Below are 26,170 nucleotides of genomic sequence, written 5' to 3'. Positions count from 1 at the left end.
GTTACTTCACCTCTGCCTTTCCGCCTGCTGCCTCGATAGCCTCCTTGGCAGAAGCGGAGAAAGCAGAAGCCTCCACGTTGACCTTCTTGGTAACCTTACCGTTGCCCAGAACCTTGTAGCCATACTCACACTTGGAGAGGATGCCCTTGGCCAACAGCGCCTCGGCGGTGACGGTCTCGCCGTCCTCAAAGGCGTTCAGAGCATTCAGGTTGATGATCTCCAGGGGCTTTGCAAAGATGTTGTTGAAGCCGCGCTTGGGGATGCGGCGGGCCAGAGGCATCTGGCCGCCTTCGAAGCCCACGCGGATCTTGCCGCCGCTGCGGGCCTTCTGACCCTTGTGACCGCGGCCGCCGGTCTTGCCGTTGCCGGAGCCGGCGCCCCGGCCCTTGCGGTAGGCCTGACGGACAGAGCCCTCGGCGGGAGACAGTTCGCTCAGTTTCATAATTCCGTGCCTCCTTACTTCTCTTCAGTGACCTGCAGCATGTAGCCGATCTTGGCGATCTTGCCGCGGGTGGAATCGTTGTCGGGCTGCACGGTGACGTCACCGATCTTGCGCAGGCCCAGGGAATGTGCGGTGGCAACCTGCTTTTCCAGGCGGCCGTTCAGACTCTTGACGAGCTTAATATTTAAGTTTGCCATGTTCAGCGCCTCCTTAACCCACGATCTCTTCGACGCTCTTACCGCGGATGCGGGCGACCTCCTCGGGGCCACGCATGTTCTTCAGGCCCTGGAAAGCGGCGGCGACGACATTGTTGGGGTTGTTGGAACGCAGGCACTTGGTACGGATGTCCTTGATGCCTGCGGCCTCGACGACGGCACGGACAGCGCCGCCGGCGATCACGCCGGTACCGGGGGCAGCGGGCTTCATCAGCACGCGGCCGGCACCAGCCTCACCGATGGTCTCGTGGGGAACGGTGGTGCCAGACAGGGTCACGGTGATCATGTTCTTCTTGGCAGCCTCGATGCCCTTGCGGATAGCCTCGGGGACTTCGGCGGCCTTGCCCAGGCCGTAACCCACTTTGCCCTTACCGTCGCCAACGACGACCAGGGCGGAGAATTTCATAACGCGGCCGCCCTTCACCGTCTTGGAAACGCGGTTCAGGTATACGACCTTCTCGATATACTCGCTCTGCTCTCTTTCAAATCTAGGCATTGTATCGTTCCTCCTTCCTTAGAATTTCAGGCCGCCTTCACGGGCGCCCTCAGCCAGGGCCTGCACGCGGCCGTGATACAGGTAACCGCCGCGGTCAAAAACAACCGTCTCGATACCCTTGGCCTTGGCGCGCTCGGCGACCAGCTTGCCAACGGCGGTGGCAGCGGCGATATTGCCGCCGTAACCCTCGATGGCCTTATCCAGGGAGGAAGCGGAAGCCAGGGTCACGCCGTTGACATCGTCGATGACCTGGGCGTAAATGTTGGCCTCGCTGCGGAACACATTCAGACGCGGCATCTCAGGGGTGCCGGAGATCTTGGCGCGCACTCTCTTGTGGCGCTTCAGACGCTGGGCGTTGGTATTGGGTCTCTTAATCATATCGGCACACCTCCTTACTTCTTAGCGCCGGTCTTACCCACCTTGCGGCGGATAACTTCGTCAGCGTACTTGATGCCCTTGCCCTTATAAGGCTCGGGAGGACGCTTCTCGCGGACTTCAGCGGCGAACTGGCCGACGGCCTGCTTGTCGCAGCCGCTGATGACGATTTTATTGGGAGCGGGGACATCAATGGTAATGCCCTCGATCTCAGGAACGATCACCTGATGAGAGAAGCCCAGGTTCATGACCAGGTTCTTGCCCTCCTTGGCCACACGGTAACCAACACCGTTGACCTCCAGCTCCTTCTTGAAGCCATCGGTCACGCCGACGACCATGTTGTGGAGCAGAGTACGGGTCAGGCCGTGCACGCTGCGGTGCAGCTTGTCATCGGAAGGACGCTCTACGGTGATCGTATTGCCTTCCTGCTTAATGATCATCTCGGGGCGCAGCGCGCGAGTCAGCTCGCCCTTGGGTCCCTTGACGGTAACCACATTACCCTCGGCGACATTCACGGTGACGCCGGCGGGAACGGTAATGGGCATTCTGCCAATTCTAGACATTGTTCGTTTGCCCTCCTTACCAGACGAATGCCAGGACTTCGCCGCCGACATGCAGCTCGCGGGCCTTCTTGTCGGTCATGACGCCCTTGGACGTAGAGATGATGGCGATACCCAGGCCACGCAGCACGCGGGGGAGCTCATCGGCGCCCACATAGACGCGCAGGCCGGGCTTGGAAACGCGGCGCAGGCCAGTGATGACCTTCTCTTTGCCCGCGTTGTACTTCAGCGTGATGTGGATCATGCCCTGGAGGCCGTCGTCCACCACGGTGAAGCTCTTGATGTAGCCCTCATCCAGCAGGATCTGAGCGATGCTCTTCTTCATGTTGGAAGCGGGGACATCAACGGTGTCGTGCTTTGCACTGTTGGCGTTGCGGATACGGGTCAGCATATCCGCAACAGGATCGGTGATATGCATGGTAAATCCTCCTATTTATAGAGTTGCGGTTCGATGAACCGCTCCGGCAGCGAGGTATCATGGCTAATGGAGCAGTCCGCTGACGCTCGTGCCCAATTAGTCATGACCTTTCGCCATCCGTATATCGCCAGGCCCCCATATCATAGGCCCTGGTTACAAAAAAGTAATTGTGCCAGGCTCGGTTTTTTAAGAAATTATATCTGAACATGGCGCAGTGGGCACATTTCCGTAGAAATGTCCCACTTTTCTAGCGTACCAGAAGAACCGAGGTTCGTCAAGTATTTTTCGCTGCGCCAAATCCATTTTTTTCTTAGAAAGAAGCCTTGCGCACGCCGGGGATCTCGCCCTTGTAGGCCAGCTCCCGGAAGCAGATACGGCAGACACCGTAGTCACGCAGGTAAGCGTGGGGGCGGCCGCACAGCTTGCAGCGATTGTACTTGCGAGTGGAGAACTTCGCAGGGCCCTGCTGCTTCAGGATCATAGATTTCTTAGCCATTTGTCTCTTCCTCCTTAGCGGGCGAAGGGAGCGCCGACCTGCTCCAGCAGAGCGCGGGCCTCTTCATCGGTGTGAGCGGTGGTGCAGATGACCACATCCATGCCGCGGATCTTGTCGATCTTGTCGTACTCGATCTCGGGGAAGATCAGCTGCTCCTTGATGCCCAGGGCATAGTTGCCGCGGCCGTCGAAGGAGTTGGGGTTGATGCCCTGGAAGTCACGGACACGGGGCAGAGCCACGTTGAACAGACGGTCCAGGAACTCCCACATCTTGTCGCCCCGCAGGGTGACCTTGGCGCCGATGGGCATATCCTCACGCAGCTTGAAGTTAGCGATGGACTTACGGGCCTTGGTGATGATGGGCTTCTGGCCGGTGATCTGGGCCAGGTCGCCGACAACGTTCTCAAGGACCTTGGAGTTCTCACGAGCCTCGCCGCAGCCCACGTTCACGACGACCTTGTCGATCTTGGGGATCTGCATGACGCTCTTGTAGCCGAACTGCTTCATCAGAGCGGGAGCGACTTCGGCATTGTATTTCTCTTTCAGTCTAGCCATTTGTTCTCGCTCCTTTCTTACAGCTCAGCGCCGCAGTGCTTGCACACGCGGGTCTTCTTGCCATCCTCGACCTTGTGGGCGACGCGGGTGGCCTTCTTGCACTTGGGGCACACAACCTGCACCTTGCAGGCGGCGATGGCAGCCTCGCGCTTGACGATGCCGCCCTCCTCGCCCTGACGGCGGGGCTTGATGTGGCAGGTCACCATGTTGATGCCCTCCACGACAACTTTCAGGGAGCCGGGAACGGTGCCCAGCACCTTGCCCTGCTTGCCCTTGTCCTTGCCGGACAGGACGACAACGGTATCGCCCTTCTTAACGTTCATAGCCATTTCGCTGCCCTCCTCAAATCACTTCGGGAGCGAGGGACAGGATCTTCATATAATCCTTGTCACGCAGCTCGCGAGCCACAGGCCCAAAGATACGGGTACCTCTGGGGTTGTGGTCGTCCTTGATCAGGACGGCAGCGTTGTCGTCGAAGCGGACATAGGTGCCGTCGTTGCGGCGGACGCCCTTGGCGCTGCGGACGATAACAGCCTTCACGACCTCGCCCTTCTTCACAGTGCCGCCGGGGGTGGACTTACGGACGGAAGCCACGATCACATCACCGATGTTGCCGAACTTCCGGCTGGAGCCGCCCAGAACGCGGATGCACTTGATCTCTTTGGCGCCGGTATTATCGGCGACTTTCAGAAAAGTTTCCTGCTGAATCATACTTCGGCACCTCCTTACTTCGCTTTCTCAATGATCTCGACCACGCGCCAGCGCTTGTCCTTGGACAGGGGGCGGGTCTCCATCACCTTGACCTTATCGCCGACGCCGCAGGCGTTCTGCTCGTCATGAGCCTTCAGCTTGTAGGTACGGCCAACGATCTTCTTATACAGAGGATGGGCCACGCGGTCCTCGATGGCGACGACCACGGTCTTGTCCATCTTGTCGGAAACGACCTTGCCAACGCGGGTCTTCCGGGAGGAAGTTCTCTTCTCTTCGTTCATGTTCGCTTACCTCCTTCTCACTGCTTCTGGTCAGCCGCGGCGAGTTCCGCCAGCGCGGTCTTGACTCGGGCAATGTCGTGCTTGGTCTCCCGGATCTTCACGGGGTTATCCAGCTGATTAGTGGCGTGCTGCATACGCAGATAGAAGAGGTCCTTCTTCAGGCCAGCCAGCTTCTCATTCAGCTGCTCGGGGGTCATCTTACGGATTTCACTTGCCTTCATCTTACTCACCTGCTTCCTCGGTGCGGGCGACGATCTTCGTCTTGATGGGCAGCTTGTGGCTGGCCAGACGCAGCGCCTCGCGGGCAACATCTTCGGACACGCCGGCAATCTCGAACATGACACGGCCGGGCTTCACGACGGCGACCCAGTACTCGGGGTTACCTTTACCGGAACCCATACGGGAGTCGGCGGCTCTCATGGTAACGGACTTATCGGGGAAAATCTTGATCCAGACCTGACCACCACGCTTGGTGTAACGGGTCATGGCAATACGGGCAGCCTCGATCTGGTTGCTCTTGATCCAGCCGGGCTCCTCGGCCACCAGGCCATACTCGCCGTAAGCGACGGTGTTGCCGCGGGTGGCCTTACCAGTCATACGGCCGCGCTGCATGCGGCGGTATTTGACTCTCTTGGGCATTAACATTACTGGGCTCCTCCTTCCTTAGCGGGGGCTGCGGGAGCAGCCGGGCGAGCGTTGTTGTTGCGGTTGAAACCGCCCTGGGGACGGCCCTGGCCGTTGCGGCCCATGCCGCCGTTCTGACGGTCACGGTTGAAACCGCCCTGGCCGCCGCGGTTGAAGCCGCCGGGACGACGGTCACCATCACGGCGGGGACGACGCTCACGACGCTCCTGATAGGGCTTGGAGGTGTCCATGGTGCGGGGAGTGGTGCGCAGGGTCTGGCTCAGGACCTCACCCTTGTAGATCCACACCTTCACACCGATGCGGCCGAAGGTGGTGGCGGCCTCCGCGAAGCCGTACTCGATGTCGGCGCGGATGGTCTGCAGGGGGATGGTGCCCTCGTGATAGTGCTCAACGCCAGCGATCTCGCGGCCACCCAGACGGCCGGAGCAGCAGGTCTTGATGCCCTTGGCGCCGGCGCGCATGGCGCGGGCCATGGCGTTCTTCATGGCGCGGCGGTGGGAGATACGCTTCTCCAGCTGCTGAGCGATGTTCTCAGCCACCAGCTGAGCGTTCATGTCGGGGTTCTTGACCTCGACGATGTTCAGCTTCACCTTCTTGCCGATCATCTTCTCGACGGCCAGACGGTACTGCTCGATCTGCTCGCCGCCCTTGCCGATGACAACACCGGGACGGGCGCAGTGCAGGTAGATGGTGACGACATCGGCGCTGCGCTCGATCTCGATCTTGGGCACGCCGGCACCGTACAGGGTCTTCTTCAGGAACTTACGGATCTTCTGATCCTCGACGATCAGATCGCCGACCTTCTCATCACTGGCATACCAACGGGAATCCCAGTCTTTGATGACGCCCACGCGCAGGCCGTGGGGATTAACTTTCTGTCCCATAAACTGTTCTCCTCCCTCTTATGCCTTTTCCGTCACAGCCAGGGTGACGTGAGAAGTGCGCTTGTTGATACGATAGGCACGGCCCTGAGCCCGGGGCATCATCCGCTTCAGGATGGGGCCGGGAGTGGCGAAGACCTCGGACACCACCAGCTTAGCGGGGTCCATGCCGAAGTTGTTCTCGGCGTTGGCGCAGGCGCTCTTCAGGAGCTTCATCAGAGGCTCGGAGGCGGCCTTGGGGGTCTGCATCAGGATGGCCATGGCGGTGCCGGCATCCTTGCCGCGGATCAGGTCGCAGACGATCTGGACCTTGCGGGGAGAAATGCGGACATAGCGCAGGTAGGCTTTGGCTTCTTTCTTATCCATGTTCTGCATCCTCCTTTACTTAGTTGTCTTTCCGGTGGCCGCGGAAGGTGCGGGTGGGAGCGAACTCACCCAGCTTGTGGCCGACCATGTCCTCCTGGACATAGACGGGCACGTGCTTGCGGCCATCATGGACGGCGATGGTGTGACCGACGAAGGCGGGGAAGATGGTGGAGCTGCGGCTCCAGGTCTTCAGGACCTTCTTCTCGTTCTTGGCGTTCATTTCCTCGACCCGCTTCAGAAGCTCAGGGGCAACATACGGGCCTTTTTTAATGGATCTGCTCATATTGACTTGCCTCCTTACTTCTCGTTGCGACGCTTCACGATGAACTTATTGGTGGGATTCTTGCCCTTACGGGTCTTGTAACCCATAGCAGGCTTGCCCCAGGGAGTGACAGGGCCGGGACGACCGACGGGCGCACGGCCCTCGCCGCCGCCGTGGGGGTGGTCATTGGGGTTCATGACGGAGCCGCGGACGGTGGGCCGCCAACCCATGTGACGCTTACGGCCGGCCTTGCCGATGTTGATGTTCTCGTGCTCGATGTTGCCCACCTGACCGATGGTGGCGTAGCAGTTGGTACGCACGATGCGAACCTCGCCGGAGGGCATACGGATCTGGGCGTCGCTGCCTTCCTTGGCCATCAGCTGAGCGGCGGTACCGGCGGAGCGCACCAGCTGGGCGCCGTTGCCGGGATGCAGCTCGATGTTGTGGATGATGGTACCAACGGGGATGTTGGCGATGGGCAGAGCGTTGCCGGGCAGAATATCGGCGTCGGGACCGGTCATGATCTTGTGACCGGCCTTCAGGCCGACAGGAGCCAGAATGTAGCGCTTCTCGCCGTCCTCATACTCGATCAGGGCGATGTTGGCGCTGCGGTTGGGGTCATACTCCAGACGCAGCACGGTGGCGGAGCCGACCTTGTCGCGCTTGAAGTCGATAACGCGGTACTTGCGCTTGTTGCCGCCACCGCGATGACGGACGGTGATGCGGCCGTAGCTGTTGCGGCCGGAGCTCTTCTTCAGAGTCTCGGTCAGGCTGGGCTCGGGCTTGGCCTTCTTGTCGATGCCGTCGAAACCGGAGACCGTCATCTGACGGCGGGAGGGAGTCGTCGGCTTAAAAGTTTTGATAGACATATCGCTTTACTCTCCTTCCGTTATCAGACCATGCCTTCGAAGAACTCGATGGTCTTGGAATCGGCAGTCAGCTGGACATAGGCCTTTTTCCAGGTCTTGGTCATACCGGGACGGCCGGCGCCCATGCGCTTTTCCTTGCCGGGGACAGTCAGGGTGTTGACGGAAGCGACCTTCACGCCGAAAATCTCCTCAACAGCCTTCTTGATCTCGATCTTGCCGGCGTCCTTGGCGACCTCGAAGACATACTTCTTGTCGGCGGCGCCGGACATGGCACGCTCGGTGATGATGGGACGGATAATGATATCGTAAGCAGTCATTATGCGTACACCTCCTCGATTTTTGCGAGGGCGGCCTGATCCACGACCAGATACTGCGCGTTGAGGATGTCATAGACATTCAGCTGCGCGGCGGGGGTGGTCAGCACGCCGGGGATGTTCCGGGCGCTCTTGACGATGACGGTGTCAACAGCGGGAGTGGCGACGACGGCCTTGCCGTCCACGCCGACAGCGGTCAGGAACTTGCGGAAGTCAGCGGTCTTGATGGCGTCCATCTTGATAGAGTCGATCACGACCAGCTTGCCCTCGGCAGCCTTGGCGGACAGGACGGACTTCAGCGCCAGGCGCTTGACCTTCTTGTTCAGCACGTAGCTGTAATCCCGGGGCTTGGGAGCGAACACGATGCCGCCGTGGGTCCACTGGGGAGCACGGGTGCTGCCCTGACGGGCGTGGCCGGTGCCCTTCTGACGCCAGGGCTTCTTGCCGCCGCCGGAAACCTCGGCGCGGGTGAGGGCGCTCTGGGTGCCCTGTCTGCAATTAGCCAGGTGGTTCTTGACGACTTCATGCACAACGGCTTCGTTGGGCTCGATACCAAAGATCGCGTCGTTCAGTTCCACAGTGCCGACTTCTGCGCCGGCCATGTTCAAAACCTTCATAGTAGACATTACTCAAGCACCCCTTTCTTACTTGTTTCTGGCGGAAGCCTTCTGCGGGTTGCGGCCGGAAGCCTTCTGCGGGTTCTTGCTGATGTCAGCGCCGGCCTGCTTGACCTTGTGGACCTTGACGGTGGACTTGATGGTCACCAGACCGCCCTTGGGGCCGGGAACGGCGCCGCAGACGACCAGCATGTTCAGCTCGGGATCGACCTTCACGACGGACAGGTTCTGGACGGTGACCTGGTCAACACCCATGTGTCCGGCGCCGATCTTGCCCTTGAAGATCCGGGAGGGATCGGTGGAAGAGCCCATGGAGCCGGCGTGACGGTGGACAGGACCGGAACCGTGGGTCTCCTTCAGGCGGTGAGCGCCGTGACGCTTGATAACGCCCTGATAGCCATGGCCCTTGCTGATACCGGTGACGTCGACGAAGTCGCCGGCCTTGAAGGTGTCGGCCTTAACGATGTCGCCGATGTTCAGCTCGGCGGCGTTCTCCAGGTCGAACTCGCGCAGGTACTTCTTGGGAGACACGCCAGCCTTGTTCAGGTGGCCCATCTCGGGCTTGGTCAGCTTACGCTCGGGGACATCCTCGAAGCCCAGCTGAACAGCCTGGTAGCCTTCCTTTTTGGAAGTCTTCTTCTGAACGACCGTGCAGGGACCCGCCTCGATGACGGTGACGGGGATCACATGGCCGTTCTCGTCAAAAATCTGGGACATGCCCACTTTTTTGCCGATGATAGCTTTCATTGTGTATTCTCCTCCTGATAGGTTATTGGTCGGCTTAGATACATCCGGGGTTGGGTCCCCGCCGCATTGCTCTGCCGACATGACCCGTCCGCGTCAAAAGAAACTCCGCTCCGCTTCATTTTCCGCTTTGCGAAAAATTCCGCTCGCTTAGTTCCTTTTTCCTTTTCCCGTTGCAAATGCTGCGCTGGTTTGCGACGGGAACCCTGTGGCACGGACTTGGGACAGCAAACTATTTAAATGAGGGAGTGCGTACGAAACCAGCTTTACAGCTTGATCTCGATCTCCACGCCGGCAGGCAGCTCGAGGGCCATCAGAGCCTCGACGGTCTTGGGAGTGGACTTGGTGATGTCGATCAGTCTCTTGTGGGTGCGGCGCTCGAACTGCTCGCGGCTGTCCTTGTACTTGTGCACGGCCCGCAGGATGGTGACGACTTCCTTCTTGGTGGGCAGAGGGATGGGGCCGGAGACCTCGGCGCCGGTGCGCTTGGCAGTCTCGACGATCTTCTCTGCGCTCTGGTCGATGACCTGGTGGTCATAGGCCTTCAGACGAATGCGGATCATTTCTTTCTGTGCCATGGTTTGTTTCCTCCTGATTTCGTACGTCGTTTTGTCACGCAGTCTCGACGACCTACGGCGAGAGATTTTCTATACGCTTATCCGTGCGTATCATTCCAGCTCATGAAAAATACCGGCACAAAGCAGGCCGGTACTCTGTTCATGGCGTGGCGATCTACGCGACGCACAGAACTTCTCAGCCGCCCGATTATCGGACATACTCCCCGGAAGTTACCTCCTCTCGGAGCAATCTCCCGGTTCATCGCAGTGCCGCGGACAGGGCATCCCCTGCCGCACAGCCTCTATATAATAAAAGAAAATCCCCTTGATGTCAAGAGGATTTTCTCCGTTTTTGATGAAATTTTTCAGAAATTTTTGGAGGTAATTCCTTTTTGCATTTCAATCATTTTTGTCAGGACATGCGCCTGACAAAAATACATTGACCCAGCCGCCTTGGGCGGCGACACCAGTGAAGAACGCTTCACTGGTGAGGGGGAATCTAAAGGGGGGGGGACGAAGTCCCCTCTTTAATATGCTACACCCCAGTAAATATCAGTGGTGCACTTCTTGCCGCACACGGGGCACACGCCCTCGGTGCCGGACTGTGCCAGAGGCATGCAGCGGGAGGAAACGCCCGCCCGCTCCTTCATGGCCATTTCGCACTCCAGAGAGCCGCACCACTTGGACCGCAGGAAGCCGCCCTTGCCGTCGGCGATGGCTTTGGCCTCCTCGGGGGTCTTGATGTCGAAGGTGTTGTCCTCACGGTTCTTCAGCGCCATGGCGTACATATTGTCGTGGACGGCGTCCAGCAGCTCCGCCACCCTGTCCTCCAGCTCCGCCAGAGGCACCATCACCTTCTCGCCGGTATCCCGGCGGGCGATGACGCACTGCTCCTTCTCCATGTCCTTAGGACCGATCTCCACCCGCAGGGGCACGCCCTTCATCTCATACTCGGCAAACTTCCAGCCGGGAGAGTTGTCGGAATCGTCCATCTTGGCACGGATACCCGCCGCGGTCAGACGGTCACGCAGGGCGGCGGCGGCGTCCAGAACGCCGGGCTTGTGCTGGGCCACGGGGATGACCACCGCCTGGATGGGGGCCACCCGGGGAGGCAGCACCAGGCCGTTGTCGTCGCCGTGGGTCATGATGATGCCGCCGATCATGCGGGTGGACACGCCCCAGCTCGTCTGATGGGGATGGTGGGGCTGGTTGTCCTTGCCGGCGAAGGTGATGTCGAAGGCCTTGGCAAAGCCGTCGCCGAAATAGTGGCTGGTGCCGGCCTGGAGAGCCTTGTGGTCGTGCATCATGCACTCCACGGTGTAGGTCTCCTCAGCGCCCTTGAACTTCTCCTTCTCGGTCTTGCGGCCCCGGATGACGGGCATGGCCAGGAAGTTCTCCATGAAGTCGGCGTAGATGTTCAGCATCTGCATGGTCTCTTCCCGGGCCTCTTCCTCGGTGGCATGCATGGTGTGGCCCTCCTGCCACAGGAACTCCCGGTGGCGCAGGAAAGGACGGCTGGTCTTCTCCCACCGCAGGACGGAGCACCACTGGTTGTACTTCTTGGGCAGGTCCCGCCAGGAGTGGATGATGTTAGCGTAATGCTCGCAGAACAGAGTCTCGGAGGTGGGGCGGACGCAGAGGCGGTCCTCCAGCTTCTCGCTGCCGCCCATGGTGACCCAGGCGCACTCAGGGGCAAATCCCTCCACGTGGTCCTTCTCCTTCTGGAGCAGGGACTCGGGGATCAGAACGGGCAGATACACGTTCTCATGTCCCGTCTCCTTGAACCGCTTGTCCAGCTCCTTCTGGATGTTCTCCCAGATGGCGTAGCCATAGGGGCGGTAGATGAACATACCCTTCACGGAGGTATAGTCGATCAGCTCGGCTTTTTTGCAGACGTCGGTGTACCACTGGGCGAAATCCACGTCCCGGGCAGTGATGGCGTCCACTTGTCTCTTATCCTGTGCCATAATCTCAAATCCTTTGCTGCTATATTATGATAATGTATCGCACACGCGGTTTTCACTAAGGTATTATTGTATCCATTCCGGGCAGAAATGTCAACCTTCCCTGCTTTGAATATGGTACTACCTTTTTTCGATTTTCTCTTGTGTTTTCCGGTTTCCCGTGATATTCTTAGTCCCATGGAATCTTACGAACTGATCCGCTCCCGCCGGAGGACCCTGGCGCTGGAGATCACCCGGGACTGCCGGGTGCTGGTCCGGGCACCCCTGCGGCTGTCCCAGGCCAAAATCGACGCTTTCGTGGAAAGCCATACCGTCTGGATACAGGCCCATCTGGAGCAGCAGCGGCAGCGGATGACCTCCGCCCCACCGCCCCCCACGGAGGCAGATATTACCGCCCTGAAAGCGAAGGCCCGGGCCATTCTGCCGGGGAAAGTGGCGTATTGGAGCGAAAAAATGGGCATCCGCCCCACCGGGCTGAAGATCACCGCCGCCCGGAAGCGGTATGGGAGCTGCAGCGGGAAAAACAGCCTGTGCTTTTCCTGCTTTCTCATGGACTGCCCGGAGGAGGCCATCGACCTGGTGGTGGTCCATGAGCTGTGCCACATCCGGGAGAAAAATCACGGCCCCCGGTTCTACGCCCTGCTGGGCCAATACCTCCCGGACTACAAGGAACGCAAAAAACTTTTGAGATAAAGGAGCCGCAACATGAACAAACTGGATCTCATGCAGCTGCTGAGCAGCACCCCCTACCCCGGCCGGGGCATTGTCCTGGGCCGCAGCGCCGACAACCAATACGCCGTGGCCGCCTACTTCATCATGGGCCGCAGCGAGAACTCCCGGAACCGGGTGTTCACCGTCACCGGGGACGGCATCCGCACCGAGGCCCACGACCCCTCCAAGATGACGGACCCCAGCCTCATCATCTACCACCCCGTCCGTCAGGTGGGTGACAGCCTGGTGGTCACCAACGGCGACCAGACCGACACCGTCCGGGACGGCCTGCTGGCGGGCAAGACCTTTGCCTCCGCCCTGCACAGCCGGGAGTTTGAGCCCGACGGCCCCAACTACACCCCCCGCATCTCCGGCCTGATTTCCCCCGACGGCAGCTTCAAGCTGTCCATCCTGAAGTCCGCCGACGGCGACCCCTCCTGCTGCCTGCGGTACTTCTATACCTACGACCATCCTCTGGCCGGTGAGGGCCGCTTCATCCACACCTACATGGGTGACGGCAGTCCCCTCCCCTCCTTCGAGGGCGAGCCGGAGCGGGTCATCCTGGACGCGCCCAGTGCCGAAGTCCTGGCGGACCGGATGTGGGATGCGCTGAACCCGGACAACAAGGTGTCCCTGTTCGTGCGGTACATCGACCTGAAAAGCGGCGAATACACCCAGGTCATCAAAAATAAGTTCTGAGAAAAACACCGTTGGGAAGTTCCCAACGGTGTTTTTCTCAGACAGCCCGCCACTCAGTGCTCTCCCGCTCCAGCGGGATGTCCGGCCGGGCGGTGTGGAGGATGTCCAGGGCAGTATTGGCATCCTCCAGCTTGTCAAACATGAAATCCTGGTAGAACTCCCCGTCGTAGAACATCCGGAAGCGGACCATGGGCAGCGCCTTGCCGCAACAGCCCTTCACCGTGATGGAGGTCTTTTTCGTCCAGGCGTGGGACACGGCGTCGTAGGGCACATACCGGGTGCCGGGAAAGCCGGGCAGATAGGCCGCTTTTTCTCCGATGCGGAACTGGCCCACCTTGCGGGCGGAGCGGTAATCGTCGGTGGCGTTCTCCAAAACGCAGGTCTGGGACAGGGACTTCAATTCAAACAACGGCACGGAAAGACCTCCCTCTTTATGATTTCTTGGCAGTATCATACCAAATCAGTTGGAATTTCAAAATAGCAAATGCAACAGCTTTACAGGAAATATGCTGCCGCCAGCAGGACCGCCAGTCCCGCCAGATTTGCCAGGGTAAATACCGCCAGATACCGCCCCGGCTTCGCTCCGGGCCAGCGCAGATAGAGCTTCAGGGTGATGAGGCTGGCAAGAGACGCCACTGGAGTCCCCAGGCCGCCGATATTCACGCCCTCCAGCAACGGCCGCCAGTTGTCCGTGAAACCGGACAGCAGCACCGCCGCCGGAACGTTGCTGATGACCTGGCTGGTGAGTGTAGCCGTCAGCAGGGTGCTGCGCTCCAGCAGCGCTTGCAGGAAGGCCCGCACCGCCTCCACCCGCCCCAGGTTCCCGGAGACGATGAAAAAGCACACGAAGGTCGCCAGCAGGCCGTAGTCCAGCGTTTTCAGCAGTTTTGGTTCCACGGCGGCAACGGCCGCCAGCACCAGTACCGTCAGGATACCGTAGGGCAACACCCGGAACACCGTCAACAGACACAGCAGGAACAGGATACCGTATAGTGCCAGCCGCTTGGCGTTTCGAATGACCGCCGGAGCCAGCTCCGGCACCGCCAGCTCCTTCGGCAGCACCGGCAGGGACGCTGCCGTCAAACACACCAGGCTGATCGCGGTCAGCGGCAGCATCACGGAGAAGAACTCCCCGGCAGACAGGCTGTAGGCGGCGTACAGGAAGAGGTTTTGGGGGTTCCCCACCGGGGTGGCCATGCTTCCCAGGTTCGCCGCGATGGTCTGTAATACCAGCAGCGGGATAGCCGCTTCCCGGCAGTCCAGGGTCTCCAACAGCAGCAGCGTAAAGGGAACGAAGGTCAGCAGCGCCACATCGTTGGTCACCAGCATGGCGCTGAAAAAGGGCAGTAGCACCAGCGTCACCGCCAACCCACGGCCTCTGCCGCCCCAGGACAGTAATTGACAGGCCAGCCATTGAAAGGCGCCGCAGGAGCGAAATCCCGCCACCACCGCCATCAGGCACAGCAGCAGGCACAGCACCCGCAGGTCGATGTAGCCGGGATAGCCGCCGTCCGGCGGCACCAAAAACATGGTCAGCACCGCGCACATTGCCGCGATGCAAAGCACCGCTTCTTTTTTGACAAATCTCCAAATCCTCGCCATGGCCGTTTCCTCCGCTTCAAAATCCGGCCACAGGATAACATATTCTGTCAGAAAACGCAAGAGCGCCCCGGCTTTGCCGGGGTGCTCTCAAACTGATTACTTTTCCGTTTATTCACCCATGGGGGCGCCGCACTTGGGGCAGAACTTGCTGTCGGACTCCGCGCCGCAGATGGGGCACTTCTTGGCGGCAGGCGCCGCCTCCGCCACAGGCTCTTCCTTGGTGGGCTTGCTGGCCTCCAGCTCGGCGATCTTCGCCTTGGAAGCGGCCACGGCCTCCACCATTTCCCGGACGGCATCGGGGATCTCGCCCTCGTACTCATTGACGAACCACTCGCCGATGGTACGGTAGTTCTTGTCGATCTCCTTCTGCTCTCCGGCGATCGCCACGCTGATCTTGGTCAGCTCCGCGGCATCCTTGGCCTTATCAGCTGCCAGATTCGCCATATCCTTCGCCTTTTTCGTCAGTTCATCAAAAGAAAACGCCATCCTGAAAAACTCCTTTCACTAAGGCCTTTCGGCCTGTCCTTTCAAAGCATGATCTTGCTTATCGAAATCAGTATACCCTGCTTTTTCGGCAAACGCAATCCATTTTTTGTTTATTTACAATTCGTTTTCAATCCACATGCGGGACCGCTCCACCGCCCTGCGCCACTGGCGGTAATCGGCGGCACAGGCGTCCTCCTCCCGCAGGGGCAGGAACACGTGCTGGCTGCGGCGCAGGCCCGCCAGCTCCTCCAGGCCGCTCCATACGCCCGCGGCCAGCCCCGCCAGCGCCGCCGCGCCGAAGGCGGTGGTCTCCACCTGGGCGGGACGGTCTACCGGCAGGCGCAGCAGGTCCGCCTGGGTCTGCATCAGGATGTCGCTGACCGACGCGCCGCCATCCACCCGCAGCGTGGTGAGGGGACAGGGAGCGTCGTCGTTCATGGCCCGCACCAGGTCCGTCACCTGGAAGGCGATGGAGTCCAGCACCGCCCGGGCGATATGGGCCCGGGTGGTGCCCCGGGTCAGACCCACGATGGTGCCCCGGGCGTACATATCCCAATAGGGCGCGCCCAGGCCGGTAAAGGCGGGCACCACATACACGCCGCCGGAGGTGGGCACGCTCTCCGCCAGCCGGTCGCACTCCGGCGCCGACCGGATAAGCCCCAGCTCATCCCGCAGCCACTGGATGGTGCTGCCGGCGTTGAACACGCTGCCCTCCAGAGCGTAAGTCAGCTTTCCGCCCACGGACCAGCCCACGGAGGTCACCAGCCCCGCCCGGGAGCGCACCGCCTGTCCGCCCACGTTCATCAGGGTAAAGCAGCCGGTGCCGTATGTATTTTTCGCCTGGCCCGGCAGGTAGCAGGCCTGGCCGAACAGGGCGGCGGGCTGGTCTCCGGCGCTGCCGCAGATAGGAATGCCCGCAAGAGACTCCAGGCCGGGGATCCCCCCCGCCACCGTGCCGTAGACCTCACTGTTGGGCCGGGGCTGGGGCAGCAGGGACATGGGAATGTCCAGGGCGCGGCACAGGTCCTCGTCCCATTGCAGCGTATGGATGTTGAACAGCATGGTCCGGGAGGCGTTGGAGTAGTCCGTCACATGGACCTTCCCGGCGGTCAGATTCCAGATGAGCCAGGAATCCACCGTGCCGGCGCACAGCTCGCCCCGCTCCGCCCGCTGCCGGACGCCGGGGACATTGTCCAGGATCCATTTGATCTTCGTGCCGGAAAAGTAGGCGTCGATCAGCAATCCGGTCTTGTCCGTCACCGCCTCCGACCAACCGTCGGCTTTCAGCCGGTCGCAGATGGCGGCGGTGCGGCGGCACTGCCACACAATGGCGTTATACACCGGCTGCCCGGTGGCCCGCTCCCAAAGGACCGTGGTCTCCCGCTGGTTGGTGATGCCCAGGGCCGCGATCTGCTTGGGGTCGATGTGGGCGGCGTCCACCGCCTCCGCCAGGGCTTTCTTCTCCATGTTCCAAAGCTCCACCGGATCGTGCTCCACCCAGCCGGGCTGGGGATAGATCTGCCGGAAGGGATACTGGGCACGGGAGACGATCTCCCCCGCCCGGTTGAACAGAATGGCCCGGGAGCTGGTGGTCCCCTGGTCCATGGCGGCAATATAAGTTTCCATTGGCGGCCTCCTCTGGTAATTGTTGAAAACATATGATATGATGGTTCCAATATAACACAAGGAGGCGGGTTTTTCCATGGTCAGAAACGAATTTACTTTCCCGTCCGCCGACGGACATACCGCCATCCATGCGGTGGAGTGGGTCCCTGAGGGAGAAGTCCGGGCCGTTCTGCAGATTTCCCACGGCGTGGCGGAGTACATCCTGCGGTATGAGCCCTTTGCGGAGTATCTGACCACTCACGGTTTCGCCGTGGTGGGCCATGACCACCTGGGCCACGGCCAGTCCGTGGCGGAGGGTGCCCCACGGCTGTACTTCGGTCCCAAGGGCAGCTGGAACTGGGTGGTAAATGACATCTACACCCGCCGCCAGCTGGCGGGCAGGCGGTTCCCCGGCGTGCCCTATTTCCTGCTGGGCCACTCCATGGGCTCTTTCCTGGCCCGGACCTACCTCATCCGTTATCCCGGCACCGTGGACGGCGCTATCCTCATGGGCACCGGTCAGATGCCCCCGGCGGTCATCGCCGGCGGCAGGGCCGTGGCCACCGAGGAAGCCCGCCGGGTGGGAGAAGACCGGTCCAGTCCCCTCGTGCAGAAGCTGGCCTTCGGCACCTACAACAAGCTCTTCGCCCCGAACCGCACCGGGTTCGACTGGATCAGCATCAACACCGACAATGTGGACCGGTACATCGCCGACCCCCTGTGCGCGGGAAACCCCACCATTGGCCTGTTCCGGGAAATGCTGGGCGGCATGCGGTTCATCGCGAAGCCGGAGAATCTGCGAAAGATGAACCTGAACACGCCCATTCTGTTCATCTCCGGCGAGATGGACCCGGTGGGCGAGTGCGGCAAGGGTGTGAAGCGGGCTTACGAGAGCTTCCGCAAGGCTGGGGTACGCAGTGTCTCCCTGAAGCTCTACCCGGAGCTGCGGCACGAGATCCTGAACGAGGACTGCCGGGAGGCGGTGTACGGCGACATCCTCCAATGGCTGAACAGCCGTATCCCCGCAAGGGTATAAAGAAAAGGAACGGACCTGAACGGTCCGTTCCTTCTTATTTTACCCGTGTTTGACTTCCACGACCCGGACGGTGCCGTCCTTCACATAGAGGTTGGAAACACTGGCGTAGGCATGGGCCTCGGAGAGGGTCATCCAGGTGCCGGTGTCCTTGTTGTAGCAGGGCACGTCGGCGCTCACCCGGTAGGTCCGTCCGCCCACGGTAACGGCGGAGCTGCCGCTCCAGGCGCTGTTGGGAATGTTCTTCAGCTCTGTCAGCTTCGTCAGACTGGAGACATACTTCTCTGTGCCATCCTCTATCTTTCGAGTTCCAATAGTGACAGCTACATAATCGCCGGTGTTGATTCCAGAGCCTATTTCATAGGGGCCTACCGTTTTTCCGTCTCCGCAAATTACCTGAAGGGTTCTGACTTTATAGGTTCCCAATTCGCCTGTCTTTGTGGACTCAGTAACATCAGCCTTTCCATAGTACACCGTGTCGCCGCTGGTGCTGCCCAGCACGATCAGGTCCACCTTCCCGGCCCAGTTGGTCCGGGCGTAGAGGATCTCATTGGAGGGGATGACGCCGCTGGTGAGTTGGTCCAGCGTGGTCTCTTTGCCGTTCTCGAAGATCAGGACGCTCTCCGCCAGAGCCTTGCCGCCCAGCTTTTTCGCGTCCACATCCAGGTCGCCGCCGGTGCCGCCGATGAGGCGGGACAGCGTAACGCCGCTCTGATTGGAAGAAATGCGGACGATCTGGCCATCAAGCTCCGCCGCCTGACTGCTCCTGACCTCCAGCTTGGCGGTGCCGCACAGGAACTGGACGGTTCCGTCCCGGACGATGCCCACGGCATTGCCCCGGGCACTGGTGCCGCTGGCTTCCACGGCCCCGGCCACCTGGCCGTCCTCCGTCAGCAGCAGCGTCATCTGGTCGCCGGGCTTGAACTTGGAGAGGCTCTCCGCGGCCGTGGGCAGCGCCGTCAGCTTCATGCCGCCCAGGACCGTGATGCTGGAGGGTTCCCTGGGGCTGGGCTCGCAGCCCTCGTAGTACACCGTCACCCGGGTGTCGCAGACCCGGATGGAATTGGTGGCGCTGGAATAGGTCGCCACATCGTACTTCCGCAGGTCGCCCAGTCCGGCGGAGGAGCCGTTTTTGTAGATGCTGTATCCGGTCACGCCGCCGGTGATGGCGTCAAAGCCCACGGAGGAGCCGTTCTCATAGATGATGACCGCCGCCTCAGCCTTGCTGCCGCCGCCCACGAACACATAGGTCACGGCGCCGGAGCTGTCCAGGCTCAGCGTGACGGTATTCCCGGCGTGGAGCCACGCGAAGACCGCCGCCCAGGTAGTCTCTGTGCCGTTGTAATAGGTAGCGGTGTCACTTTTCAGCGTGTACTTGACGCCGCTGGTGTCTGTGATCTGCGTCGCGGTGCAGGAGGCGATGGTGACCGTCCGGTTGGAGCCGGCGGCGTCCGGCACAAAGGTCACGGCCTTGCCGTTCTTGTTCAGCAGCAGGGTGCCCTTCCGTCCGTTCAGGATGCCGCTGGGCGTCTTGCCGGAGGCCAGCGCAAACTCGCTGCCGTCGGCCGTCTTGAAGGACTTGCCGTCATTTCCGGCGGCGGAGGACGCCAGCACGGTGTCCCTGGCGGTGCCGAGGGACGCAAGATACTTGGAGCCGTCCTGCTTCTCCGCCCGGAGCAGGTTCAAAAACAGCTTCGCCGCCTGGCTCCGGGTCAGGGGGGCGTTGCCGTTGTCCCCCACGCCGTCGGTGAGTCCGATGGTGGCGGCTACGGCCATGTAGCTGTCCGGCCACACGCCGCCCACGTTCTCATCCTTGTAGCCCAGCAGCCGCAGCAGGATGGTGGCCGCCTGGCCCAGGGTGACGGTGCGCTCCGGGTGGAATTTGCCGTCAGGATAGCCGGAAATGACGTTCTTCCCCTTGGCCGCCATATTGATGTAGGCGGAGGCCCAGTGGGAGGGCTTCACATCCGGGAACACCGTGACGGTGCGGTACAGGCCCAGCTCGCTCTCGCCATTCATGGCGTAGACCGCCATTTTGCAGAACTGCGCCCGGTTCAGCTGGGCGGAGGGGCGGAAGCTGCCGTCGCCGTAGCCGTCCAGCACACCCATCAGCCGCAGGGTCTCCACCGCCACGGCGGTATCCTGGTCGCTGACGTCGGAAAAGCGGACGGTATCCGCCGCCGCGGCGGGCACAGCCAGCAGGGACGATGCCATGCACACCGCCAGCAGCAGCGCGAAAATTCGTTGTTTCATATCTGTTTTCCTCCTTATTCCGCCCGCAGGGCTTCCACAGGCTGGAGTTTGGACGCCTTCACCGCCGGGTAGCTGCCGAAGATCACGCCCAGCACCACCGACAGGGAGAAGGAACCGATCGTCACGGCGGGCGACGGGTAGATCGTCATCTGGAACATCAGCGTGCTCAATGCCATGCTGCCTAAGGTTCCGAAAGCGATGCCCACGATGCCGCCGATGCCGCAGAGCATGGCCGCCTCGATGAGGAACTGGGCCACGATGCTCCCCCGCTGGGCGCCGATGGCCCGGCGGATGCCAATTTCCCGGGTCCGCTCCGTCACCGTCACCAGCATGATATTCATAATGCCGATGCCGCCCACCAGCAGGCTGATGGCCGCGATGCCCGCCAGCACCATGCCGATCATGGTCAGGTACTCATTGGACTGCTGCCACTGGCTCTCGGAATAGACGTTGTAGCCGCCGGTATTCTGGTCCACCAGGCCCCGCAAAAAGCCGCTGAGCCGGGAGATGGCCTCGGTCATGTCCTCGCTGCTGCGGGCCTTCACCAGGAATTCCGTGGGCTTCTCGCCGCCCAGCACCCGTCTGGCCGTATAGGGGAACACGATGAAATTATCCAGGGTGCTAGCGCCGGCGCTCTCCTCGCTGAGGCGGGAGGCATACACGCCCACCACCAGGAAATTCTGGCCGTTGACCTGCACGGTCTGGTTCACGGGATTGGCGGAACCAAAAAAGATCTTGGCCGCCTGAGCGCCCATGACGCAGACCTGGTTGTACTTCTCAATGTCCAGCTGGGCCAGGTCCCGGCCCTTGGCAATGGTGAGATTATTGCAGGCGGCGTACTGGTCACTGCCGTAATACAGGCTGGGCGGAATGTCGCCCACGGGATTGCCCATTTCGTCCCAGCTGTACTGCATATTGGCGGTGGATTTCGTGCCGTAGGATACCGTGGCATTGCAGTAGCCCGTGGGTGTAATACCCATGACATACTCCTTCATGCCGTTGCAGTAATCGTACAGGTCCGGGAAGTAATCCTTGGAAATATCGTTGCCGTCCTCGTCGTACATCCAGCTGTAAATGCTGACGGTGATGCGGTTGCTGCCCATGGCCTCAAACTGCTCCATGGTCTTCTGCTTCATGCCCTCCATCACCGAGACGATGGTCATGACGGCGGCGATGCCGATAAAGATGCCCAAAATCGTCAGGGCGGAGCGGCCTTTCTTGCCCCAGATGGACTTCCACGCCATTTTCACGGCCTGTTGGATATTCACAGCCAATCCACCTCCTGGCCATGGTCCTCCACGATTTTGCCGTCCTGAAGCCGCACGACGCGGCGGGCGGTGGCGGCAATGCCGTTGTCGTGGGTAATGAGGATGACGGTGCTGCCCTCCCTGTTGAGCTGCTGGAGGAACTTCAGCACCTCCTGGCCCGTCCGGGAGTCCAGCGCGCCGGTGGGTTCGTCGGCCATGATGATGGGCGGTTTCGTGGCGATGGCCCTTGCGATGGCCACCCGCTGCTGCTGGCCGCCGGACATCTCCGCCGGCTTGTGCTTGACCCGGCCCGCCAGTCCCACCCGCTCCAGGGCGGCCATGGCCATGTCGTAGCGGTCATCGGCGTTGATGCCCTGATAAATCAGGGGCAGCTCCACGTTTTCCAGCACCGTCAGGGACTGGATCAGATTATACTGCTGGAAAATGAATCCGATCTGCTTGTTGCGGATGCGGCTGAGCTCCTTGTCCGTCAGCTCCTGGACATCGGTGCCGTCCAGAAAGTACTCTCCCCGGGTGGGGATGTCCAGGCAGCCCAGCACATTCATCATGGTGGACTTGCCGGAACCGGACTGGCCCACCACGGCCACGAACTCGCCCCGCTCAATATCCAGGGACACGCCGTCCAGGGCACGGACCTCGCTTTCCAGGCCCTCGCCGTAGATCTTATACACGTCCCGCAGTGTGATCAGCTTCGCCATGGCATCAACCCCAGGCTTCCATGGTCTGGATCTGGGTGAACACCTCGGTCCCCTCCTCCACACCGGACTTGATCTCCACATTGTAGTTATCGGAAATGCCGATCTCCACCGGCACGGCCCAGAAGCCATCGGGGATCTCCTCGTCCGCCATGACGCCGTCCAGGGCGTTGTCCGGCCGGTCTCCGGAGACATAGACCACCGTGGCGGTGGAACCGTCCTCCAGGGACACCGTCCGCACCGCCTGGATGGGCAGGACGAGGCAGTTGTCGTTCTGGCTGGCGACCAGGGAATACTGGATGTTGCTGTTGACCTGGATGGCCCCCTCGCTGTTGTCCATGGACACCACCATGGGATAGGTGGCCACGCCATTGCTGACGGTGCTGGACAGGCTGACGCTCTCCACCGTGCCCATGGCCGCGTTGCCCCACTGGTCCAGGTCCACCATCATGCCGGGCTTGATGTAGCTGATGTTCCGCTCGTCCACCGTGGCGTTGACGATGAGGGAGCGGGTATCGGAAATGGTCAAAATGGGCTGCTGGGTGTTGATCTCGTCGCCGGACTGGATGGACAGGCCGATGACCTTGCCGTCGATGGGCGCCACGGCATTGCAGTTGGCCAGGTTCTTCTCCGCCTTTTCCAGCTCCTCCCGGGCCTCCTCCAAACTCTGCTCAATGGTGAAGATCTCGCTCTCGCTCTCCTCGCCGTCGATACGCACCAGTACCTGCCCGGCGGAGACCTGGAGATAGTTCACAAGGTCGCTGGAGAGCACGGTGCCGTCCACGGTGGACTTCAGCTCCCCGGTGCGGCAGTACTCCAGCTTGCCCGGCTCATAGGGGTAGACGGTCTCGCCGTTCACTACGGCGGTGGCGGAAGCCGCCATGTCCGCTGTCAGGGCGCCCTCGTTCTCCACCACGATCTCGGCGGAGAACAGCTTGGAGCCCTCCGGGGTGATGCGGCTGACCATATGGACCGTCTCCACCGTGCCGGGGATGGTGGTCATCAGGGCGGGGATGGACACATCCACGGTCTGGCCCGCTTTCAGCTCACCGGCATAGGCGTAGCTGTAATACTGTTCCAGCCGCAAATGGGTATCGTCGTTGAGCTTCGCCACCACCTGGCCCCTGGAGATGGTATCGCCGGGGTTCAGGGCGGCGACTTCCATCAGCTTGCCGGAATACGGCGCCGCCAGATTCAGCCCCGCAATGTCCTTCAGGGCGGTGGAAAGCTGCTTTTCATAGCCCTCCACCTGGCTCCGGGCCTTCTGTACCGCCGCCTGGGCGGCGGGAGAATCCACGGTGAACAGCGGCGTGCCGGCGGTGACCTCCTGGCCCTCTGTGACCAGAACGTCCATGACCGTGCCGGTGGTGGTGATGGAAATGCTCTCGCTGCTCTTGGCCTTGACGATGCCGCTGCCCTCTACCGTGGCGGTGATGGCGCCGTACTGCACGTAGTCCGTCACCACCTGCTTTTCCGCTTCCTGTTTCCCGCCGAACATCTTCAGCAGCAACGCCCCGATGAGCGCCAGGACCACCAATATCACACACCAGCGAATGATGCGGCGGCGCTTTTTCCGGGGCATATTCTTCCATTTTCCGTCCTTGGGCTTTTCAGCCGCTTTGGGCGCGGTCTCCGCCGTGTCCGGGGCCAGTTCCTCTCTTTCCATGATCTCTGCCATATCCGTTTCTCCTTCATATGTCGTTACAACTGTATGATTCATGGTAGTACAGTCTATTCTGCAAAACAACAACAAAATGGTTACAGTTTCCGCAAAAGCCTGTATATGGATATAGACGGTTCAGGAGACGAAATGGTTCCGGAATTTTTCATATTTACGCAAAAAGACCGCTCCCGATTGGGAGCGGTCCTGATGCCGGGGTAAAATCACGCAGCCAGGCGCTTGGCGGACATCCGCTGATAGAGCACGATGCCGACCACGATGACGAGGCCCGTCACATCGGTCAGCGTGCCGGGGATCATCATACCCAAACCGCCGACCACCAGCAGGATGCGGAACAGCGGGTTGATCTTGCAGTACAGGAAGCCGTTGAGGGCGGAAGCCACACCGAACAGACCGATGAGGGAGCTGATGACGATCTGCACCACCTGGAAGGCATTGGTGTCGATAAACAGCATGGCGGGGTTCAGCGCGAAGATGTACGGCACGATAAAGGCCGCGATAGCCAGCTTCGTGGCGTTGAAGCCCGTCTTCATGGGGTCGGCCTTGGCGATGGCGCTGCCGGCGTAGGCTGCCAGAGCCACGGGCGGGGTGATGTCCGCCACGATGCCGAAGTAGAACACGAAGAAGTGGGCCGCCACGGTGGGGATGCCGATCTTGATCAGGATGGGCGCGCAGGTAGCCGCCATGATGCAGTAGTTGGCGGTGGTAGGCACGCCCATGCCCAGCACGATGCAGCACAGCATGGTCAGCACCAGGGCGATCATGGCGTGGCCGCCGGAGATCGTCACGATGGCGGTGATCAGCTTGGAGGCGAGGCCGGTAACGGTGATGCAGCCGGCCACGATACCGGCCATGGCGCAGGCCACGGCAACGGTGATGGTGCCCTTGCCGCCGGCCTCCAGAGCGTTGAAGCACATAAAGAACAGCTTCTTCAAGGCATTCCGGGCGTGCTTGAGGAAGCCGCCCTCCTCCCCTGCCTGGGGACGGCTGTCCCGAATGGTATCCGGCAGGCTGACCAGGATCGCCACAAGGATCGCGATGGCGGCGGAGAACTGCATCGTTCTCATATTGGTGGCCACCATGCCCACCAGGACCACCAGAGGAGCCAGCAGATAGATCTTCCGAATCAAAATGCTGAACTTGGGGAGCTGATCCTTGGGGATGCCCTTCAATCCCAGCTTCTTGGCCTCCAGATGGACGGCGATGTAAATGCCGGTGAAATACAAAACCGCGGGCAGGATGGCCTTCACGGCCACCGTGGCGTAGCTGATGCCCATATACTCCGCCATCAGGAACGCGGCGGCGCCCATGATGGGGGGCATGATCTGGCCGCCGGTGGAGGCGGCGGCCTCCACAGCGCCGGCGAACTCGCCCTTATAGCCCGTCTTTTTCATCATGGGGATGGTGACGGAGCCGGTGGTGACGGTGTTGCCCACGGAGGAGCCGGACACCATGCCGCACAGGGCGGAGGAGATGACGGCCACCTTGGCGGGGCCGCCGGCGGAGGCGCCTGCAACGGAGTTGGCAAGGTCAATGAAGAACTGGGCGATGCCGGTCCGCTCCAGGAACGCGCCGAAGATGATGAACACCACGATGTACTTGGCGCAGACATTGATGGGCGTGTTCATCACGCCGGAGGTGGTGTAGAACAGGTTATAAATCACCAGCTGGGGCTGCACCTTCGTGAAGGTGTACACCAGCAGGGCGCCCACCACGCACAAAATGGGCAGGCCCACACTGCGGCGGCACAGCTCGATCAGCGCGATGATGCCCACCACGCCCAAAACCAGCAGCAGCGGGTCCTTGGCCGCCCGCAGGGACAGCTTGATGATCTTCTGCGCGTTAATGGCGTAATAGAAAAACGCACCGGAGCCCAGCACCATAATGAGGATGTCGTACCAGGGCATGGAGTTCACTTTCACATGGTTCTTCCGGGCCGGGAAATTCAGGTAGCCCATCAGCAGCACCATGCCCAGGAACAGGCTCAGCCGAACCTCCGGCAGGGCGGTGCTGAACAGCGTGACATAGATGCTCCACAGGGAGAAGAACACCATGAAGGTACGAACCACCAGCTTAGGCTTTCCCTCCCACACGCGGGTATTGGACTCCCTGTCGTATTTTTTCATAACCGCTTCCACATCGGCGGCCGTACCGGTGGAGGCGTCCTCCGCCGGAGCAGTGTTTACGGGAGCTTTTTCACTTTTTTTCCAAAAGCTCATGCTGCTTTCCTCACTTTCTCACCAGATTCTTTTACGAAACGCATGACTTTCCGCCGTTTTCCGCGGAAACTCATCCGCCTCGTAAAACCGACAAGGGACTGCGGCGGGCATAGCCCGCCGCAGCCTCTCGGAGGGTTTTATCGATTTTTAA

General features: G+C 60.9%; 34 protein-coding genes. 3 read left to right on the top strand and 31 right to left on the bottom strand.

The features are described from left to right. Window position 1: 1 nt before the first annotated feature. The 22 genes from rplO to proS all read right to left on the bottom strand — a co-directional run bounded on the left by rplO (window position 2) and on the right by proS (window position 11,770). Complete coding sequence (rplO, locus tag JQM68_RS01960) at window positions 2-442, bottom strand: 50S ribosomal protein L15 (RefSeq protein ID WP_235221231.1); 441 nt, start codon at window positions 440-442, stop codon at window positions 2-4. 14 nt (window positions 443-456) lie between these two features. After that, window positions 457-639, bottom strand: a complete 183-nt coding sequence (rpmD, locus tag JQM68_RS01955; RefSeq protein ID WP_235221230.1) for a 50S ribosomal protein L30 — start codon at window positions 637-639, stop codon at window positions 457-459. Window positions 640-652: 13 nt separating this feature from the next. Further along, window positions 653-1,153, bottom strand: coding sequence for a 30S ribosomal protein S5 (rpsE, locus tag JQM68_RS01950; RefSeq protein WP_235221229.1), 501 nt, complete (start codon window positions 1,151-1,153; stop codon window positions 653-655). A gap of 18 nt (window positions 1,154-1,171) precedes the next feature. Next, window positions 1,172-1,531, bottom strand: coding sequence for a 50S ribosomal protein L18 (gene rplR / locus JQM68_RS01945; protein WP_235221228.1), 360 nt, complete (start codon window positions 1,529-1,531; stop codon window positions 1,172-1,174). Between the two features lie 14 nt (window positions 1,532-1,545). After that, a complete protein-coding gene (rplF, locus tag JQM68_RS01940; RefSeq protein WP_235221227.1) occupies window positions 1,546-2,091 on the bottom strand; it encodes a 50S ribosomal protein L6 in 546 nt (181 codons plus the stop codon). Between the two features lie 16 nt (window positions 2,092-2,107). Continuing rightward, window positions 2,108-2,506, bottom strand: coding sequence for a 30S ribosomal protein S8 (gene rpsH / locus JQM68_RS01935; RefSeq protein ID WP_235221226.1), 399 nt, complete (start codon window positions 2,504-2,506; stop codon window positions 2,108-2,110). Between the two features lie 310 nt (window positions 2,507-2,816). After that, window positions 2,817-3,002, bottom strand: a complete 186-nt coding sequence (locus JQM68_RS01930; protein ID WP_235221225.1) for a type Z 30S ribosomal protein S14 — start codon at window positions 3,000-3,002, stop codon at window positions 2,817-2,819. A 14-nt stretch (window positions 3,003-3,016) separates the two neighbouring features. Continuing rightward, entirely contained in the window at window positions 3,017-3,556 is a 540-nt protein-coding gene (gene rplE, locus JQM68_RS01925; RefSeq protein WP_235221224.1) for a 50S ribosomal protein L5, read from the bottom strand. Between the two features lie 17 nt (window positions 3,557-3,573). Continuing rightward, window positions 3,574-3,885 (bottom strand): 50S ribosomal protein L24, encoded by a 312-nt coding sequence (gene rplX / locus JQM68_RS01920; protein WP_412758444.1) that lies wholly within the window; start codon window positions 3,883-3,885, stop codon window positions 3,574-3,576. Between the two features lie 13 nt (window positions 3,886-3,898). After that, window positions 3,899-4,267 (bottom strand): 50S ribosomal protein L14, encoded by a 369-nt coding sequence (gene rplN / locus JQM68_RS01915; protein WP_235221223.1) that lies wholly within the window; start codon window positions 4,265-4,267, stop codon window positions 3,899-3,901. Between the two features lie 14 nt (window positions 4,268-4,281). Further along, window positions 4,282-4,548, bottom strand: coding sequence for a 30S ribosomal protein S17 (rpsQ, locus tag JQM68_RS01910; RefSeq protein ID WP_213039397.1), 267 nt, complete (start codon window positions 4,546-4,548; stop codon window positions 4,282-4,284). A 17-nt stretch (window positions 4,549-4,565) separates the two neighbouring features. Then, on the bottom strand, window positions 4,566-4,769 hold the full coding sequence (gene rpmC, locus JQM68_RS01905) for a 50S ribosomal protein L29 (protein WP_235221222.1): 204 nt from the start codon (window positions 4,767-4,769) through the stop codon (window positions 4,566-4,568). Window position 4,770: 1 nt separating this feature from the next. Next, complete coding sequence (gene rplP / locus JQM68_RS01900; RefSeq protein ID WP_235221221.1) at window positions 4,771-5,193, bottom strand: 50S ribosomal protein L16; 423 nt, start codon at window positions 5,191-5,193, stop codon at window positions 4,771-4,773. Then, entirely contained in the window at window positions 5,193-6,077 is an 885-nt protein-coding gene (gene rpsC / locus JQM68_RS01895) for a 30S ribosomal protein S3 (RefSeq protein ID WP_235221220.1), read from the bottom strand. The genes rplP and rpsC overlap by 1 nt, the downstream gene beginning before the upstream one ends. Window positions 6,078-6,095: 18 nt before the next feature. Then, entirely contained in the window at window positions 6,096-6,440 is a 345-nt protein-coding gene (gene rplV / locus JQM68_RS01890; RefSeq protein WP_235221219.1) for a 50S ribosomal protein L22, read from the bottom strand. 19 nt (window positions 6,441-6,459) lie between these two features. Next, window positions 6,460-6,723, bottom strand: coding sequence for a 30S ribosomal protein S19 (gene rpsS / locus JQM68_RS01885; protein WP_235221218.1), 264 nt, complete (start codon window positions 6,721-6,723; stop codon window positions 6,460-6,462). Between the two features lie 14 nt (window positions 6,724-6,737). Beyond that, the gene (gene rplB, locus JQM68_RS01880; protein ID WP_235221217.1) at window positions 6,738-7,571 is read right to left on the bottom strand and encodes a 50S ribosomal protein L2; all 834 of its coding nucleotides are present in this window, start codon (window positions 7,569-7,571) and stop codon (window positions 6,738-6,740) included. A gap of 23 nt (window positions 7,572-7,594) precedes the next feature. Continuing rightward, window positions 7,595-7,888 (bottom strand): 50S ribosomal protein L23, encoded by a 294-nt coding sequence (gene rplW, locus JQM68_RS01875; protein WP_235221216.1) that lies wholly within the window; start codon window positions 7,886-7,888, stop codon window positions 7,595-7,597. Next, the gene (gene rplD / locus JQM68_RS01870) at window positions 7,888-8,511 is read right to left on the bottom strand and encodes a 50S ribosomal protein L4 (protein ID WP_235221215.1); all 624 of its coding nucleotides are present in this window, start codon (window positions 8,509-8,511) and stop codon (window positions 7,888-7,890) included. Before rplD ends, rplW begins: the two co-directional genes overlap by 1 nt. 18 nt (window positions 8,512-8,529) lie before the next feature. Beyond that, window positions 8,530-9,249, bottom strand: coding sequence for a 50S ribosomal protein L3 (gene rplC / locus JQM68_RS01865; RefSeq protein ID WP_235221214.1), 720 nt, complete (start codon window positions 9,247-9,249; stop codon window positions 8,530-8,532). A gap of 263 nt (window positions 9,250-9,512) precedes the next feature. Then, window positions 9,513-9,824, bottom strand: a complete 312-nt coding sequence (rpsJ, locus tag JQM68_RS01860; RefSeq protein WP_235221213.1) for a 30S ribosomal protein S10 — start codon at window positions 9,822-9,824, stop codon at window positions 9,513-9,515. Between the two features lie 506 nt (window positions 9,825-10,330). Then, window positions 10,331-11,770 carry a proline--tRNA ligase gene (proS, locus tag JQM68_RS01855; RefSeq protein ID WP_235221212.1) on the bottom strand — a complete coding sequence of 480 codons (1,440 nt, stop codon included), beginning with the start codon at window positions 11,768-11,770 and terminating at the stop codon, window positions 10,331-10,333. A 174-nt stretch (window positions 11,771-11,944) separates the two neighbouring features. Here proS and JQM68_RS01850 point away from each other — a divergent pair, with 174 nt between their 5' ends. Next, a complete protein-coding gene (locus JQM68_RS01850; protein ID WP_235221211.1) occupies window positions 11,945-12,460 on the top strand; it encodes a M48 family metallopeptidase in 516 nt (171 codons plus the stop codon). A gap of 12 nt (window positions 12,461-12,472) precedes the next feature. Then, window positions 12,473-13,177, top strand: a complete 705-nt coding sequence (locus tag JQM68_RS01845) for an IMP cyclohydrolase (protein ID WP_235221210.1) — start codon at window positions 12,473-12,475, stop codon at window positions 13,175-13,177. Between the two features lie 37 nt (window positions 13,178-13,214). On the opposite strand, the gene JQM68_RS01840 is transcribed toward JQM68_RS01845, so the two are convergent. From JQM68_RS01840 to glpK, 4 genes are all read right to left on the bottom strand, one after another. Then, entirely contained in the window at window positions 13,215-13,592 is a 378-nt protein-coding gene (locus JQM68_RS01840) for a hypothetical protein (RefSeq protein WP_235221209.1), read from the bottom strand. Window positions 13,593-13,672: 80 nt separating this feature from the next. Next, complete coding sequence (locus JQM68_RS01835) at window positions 13,673-14,779, bottom strand: SLC13 family permease (protein ID WP_235221208.1); 1,107 nt, start codon at window positions 14,777-14,779, stop codon at window positions 13,673-13,675. A gap of 108 nt (window positions 14,780-14,887) precedes the next feature. Further along, the gene (locus JQM68_RS01830; protein ID WP_235221207.1) at window positions 14,888-15,265 is read right to left on the bottom strand and encodes a zinc ribbon domain-containing protein; all 378 of its coding nucleotides are present in this window, start codon (window positions 15,263-15,265) and stop codon (window positions 14,888-14,890) included. A 114-nt stretch (window positions 15,266-15,379) separates the two neighbouring features. Further along, complete coding sequence (glpK, locus tag JQM68_RS01825) at window positions 15,380-16,891, bottom strand: glycerol kinase GlpK (protein WP_235221206.1); 1,512 nt, start codon at window positions 16,889-16,891, stop codon at window positions 15,380-15,382. 76 nt (window positions 16,892-16,967) lie between these two features. Here glpK and JQM68_RS01820 point away from each other — a divergent pair, with 76 nt between their 5' ends. After that, window positions 16,968-17,906 (top strand): alpha/beta hydrolase, encoded by a 939-nt coding sequence (locus JQM68_RS01820; protein WP_235221205.1) that lies wholly within the window; start codon window positions 16,968-16,970, stop codon window positions 17,904-17,906. A gap of 39 nt (window positions 17,907-17,945) precedes the next feature. Here JQM68_RS01820 and JQM68_RS01815 read toward each other — a convergent pair whose 3' ends face one another. The 5 genes from JQM68_RS01815 to JQM68_RS01795 form a co-directional block, all read right to left on the bottom strand. After that, window positions 17,946-20,156: an S-layer homology domain-containing protein gene (locus JQM68_RS01815; RefSeq protein ID WP_235221204.1), complete on the bottom strand. Its 2,211-nt coding sequence runs from the start codon at window positions 20,154-20,156 to the stop codon at window positions 17,946-17,948. Window positions 20,157-20,170: 14 nt separating this feature from the next. After that, the gene (locus JQM68_RS01810; RefSeq protein ID WP_235221203.1) at window positions 20,171-21,424 is read right to left on the bottom strand and encodes an ABC transporter permease; all 1,254 of its coding nucleotides are present in this window, start codon (window positions 21,422-21,424) and stop codon (window positions 20,171-20,173) included. Further along, complete coding sequence (locus JQM68_RS01805) at window positions 21,421-22,122, bottom strand: ABC transporter ATP-binding protein (RefSeq protein ID WP_328283706.1); 702 nt, start codon at window positions 22,120-22,122, stop codon at window positions 21,421-21,423. The genes JQM68_RS01810 and JQM68_RS01805 overlap by 4 nt, the downstream gene beginning before the upstream one ends. Window positions 22,123-22,126: 4 nt before the next feature. Further along, window positions 22,127-23,797, bottom strand: a complete 1,671-nt coding sequence (locus JQM68_RS01800; RefSeq protein WP_235221202.1) for an HlyD family efflux transporter periplasmic adaptor subunit — start codon at window positions 23,795-23,797, stop codon at window positions 22,127-22,129. Window positions 23,798-24,003: 206 nt separating this feature from the next. Continuing rightward, window positions 24,004-26,019: a TRAP transporter permease gene (locus JQM68_RS01795; RefSeq protein WP_235221201.1), complete on the bottom strand. Its 2,016-nt coding sequence runs from the start codon at window positions 26,017-26,019 to the stop codon at window positions 24,004-24,006. Window positions 26,020-26,170 lie beyond the last annotated feature (151 nt).

This window comes from Oscillibacter valericigenes, from assembly GCF_021531435.1.
GTDB classification, from domain to species: Bacteria; Bacillota; Clostridia; order Oscillospirales; family Oscillospiraceae; genus Oscillibacter; species Oscillibacter valericigenes_B.
Note: the sequence above shows the minus strand (reverse complement) of the source record. Positions and strands in the feature narration are given on the sequence as shown.

Coding starts and splice junctions, on each gene's coding strand:
- rplB (WP_235221217.1), bottom strand. CDS start 7,571: ATGTCTATCAAAACTTTTAAGCCGACGACTCCCTCCCGCCGTCAGATG.
- rpsS (WP_235221218.1), bottom strand. CDS start 6,723: ATGAGCAGATCCATTAAAAAAGGCCCGTATGTTGCCCCTGAGCTTCTG.
- rplC (WP_235221214.1), bottom strand. CDS start 9,249: ATGAAAGCTATCATCGGCAAAAAAGTGGGCATGTCCCAGATTTTTGAC.
- rpsH (WP_235221226.1), bottom strand. CDS start 2,506: ATGCATATCACCGATCCTGTTGCGGATATGCTGACCCGTATCCGCAAC.
- rplN (WP_235221223.1), bottom strand. CDS start 4,267: ATGATTCAGCAGGAAACTTTTCTGAAAGTCGCCGATAATACCGGCGCC.
- rplW (WP_235221216.1), bottom strand. CDS start 7,888: ATGACTGCTTACGATATCATTATCCGTCCCATCATCACCGAGCGTGCC.
- rplD (WP_235221215.1), bottom strand. CDS start 8,511: ATGTCTACTATGAAGGTTTTGAACATGGCCGGCGCAGAAGTCGGCACT.
- rpsC (WP_235221220.1), bottom strand. CDS start 6,077: ATGGGACAGAAAGTTAATCCCCACGGCCTGCGCGTGGGCGTCATCAAA.
- rpmC (WP_235221222.1), bottom strand. CDS start 4,769: ATGAAGGCAAGTGAAATCCGTAAGATGACCCCCGAGCAGCTGAATGAG.
- JQM68_RS01805 (WP_328283706.1), bottom strand. CDS start 22,122: ATGGCGAAGCTGATCACACTGCGGGACGTGTATAAGATCTACGGCGAG.
- JQM68_RS01845 (WP_235221210.1), top strand. CDS start 12,473: ATGAACAAACTGGATCTCATGCAGCTGCTGAGCAGCACCCCCTACCCC.
- rpsJ (WP_235221213.1), bottom strand. CDS start 9,824: ATGGCACAGAAAGAAATGATCCGCATTCGTCTGAAGGCCTATGACCAC.
- rplE (WP_235221224.1), bottom strand. CDS start 3,556: ATGGCTAGACTGAAAGAGAAATACAATGCCGAAGTCGCTCCCGCTCTG.
- JQM68_RS01830 (WP_235221207.1), bottom strand. CDS start 15,265: ATGGCGTTTTCTTTTGATGAACTGACGAAAAAGGCGAAGGATATGGCG.
- rpmD (WP_235221230.1), bottom strand. CDS start 639: ATGGCAAACTTAAATATTAAGCTCGTCAAGAGTCTGAACGGCCGCCTG.
- JQM68_RS01800 (WP_235221202.1), bottom strand. CDS start 23,797: ATGGCAGAGATCATGGAAAGAGAGGAACTGGCCCCGGACACGGCGGAG.
- rpsE (WP_235221229.1), bottom strand. CDS start 1,153: ATGCCTAGATTTGAAAGAGAGCAGAGCGAGTATATCGAGAAGGTCGTA.
- rplF (WP_235221227.1), bottom strand. CDS start 2,091: ATGTCTAGAATTGGCAGAATGCCCATTACCGTTCCCGCCGGCGTCACC.
- rplR (WP_235221228.1), bottom strand. CDS start 1,531: ATGATTAAGAGACCCAATACCAACGCCCAGCGTCTGAAGCGCCACAAG.
- rplP (WP_235221221.1), bottom strand. CDS start 5,193: ATGTTAATGCCCAAGAGAGTCAAATACCGCCGCATGCAGCGCGGCCGT.
- rplX (WP_412758444.1), bottom strand. CDS start 3,885: ATGGCTATGAACGTTAAGAAGGGCGATACCGTTGTCGTCCTGTCCGGC.
- JQM68_RS01820 (WP_235221205.1), top strand. CDS start 16,968: ATGGTCAGAAACGAATTTACTTTCCCGTCCGCCGACGGACATACCGCC.
- JQM68_RS01835 (WP_235221208.1), bottom strand. CDS start 14,779: ATGGCGAGGATTTGGAGATTTGTCAAAAAAGAAGCGGTGCTTTGCATC.
- JQM68_RS01930 (WP_235221225.1), bottom strand. CDS start 3,002: ATGGCTAAGAAATCTATGATCCTGAAGCAGCAGGGCCCTGCGAAGTTC.
- JQM68_RS01815 (WP_235221204.1), bottom strand. CDS start 20,156: ATGAAACAACGAATTTTCGCGCTGCTGCTGGCGGTGTGCATGGCATCG.
- rpsQ (WP_213039397.1), bottom strand. CDS start 4,548: ATGAACGAAGAGAAGAGAACTTCCTCCCGGAAGACCCGCGTTGGCAAG.
- rplV (WP_235221219.1), bottom strand. CDS start 6,440: ATGGATAAGAAAGAAGCCAAAGCCTACCTGCGCTATGTCCGCATTTCT.
- JQM68_RS01795 (WP_235221201.1), bottom strand. CDS start 26,019: ATGAGCTTTTGGAAAAAAAGTGAAAAAGCTCCCGTAAACACTGCTCCG.
- glpK (WP_235221206.1), bottom strand. CDS start 16,891: ATGGAAACTTATATTGCCGCCATGGACCAGGGGACCACCAGCTCCCGG.
- JQM68_RS01850 (WP_235221211.1), top strand. CDS start 11,945: ATGGAATCTTACGAACTGATCCGCTCCCGCCGGAGGACCCTGGCGCTG.
- proS (WP_235221212.1), bottom strand. CDS start 11,770: ATGGCACAGGATAAGAGACAAGTGGACGCCATCACTGCCCGGGACGTG.
- rplO (WP_235221231.1), bottom strand. CDS start 442: ATGAAACTGAGCGAACTGTCTCCCGCCGAGGGCTCTGTCCGTCAGGCC.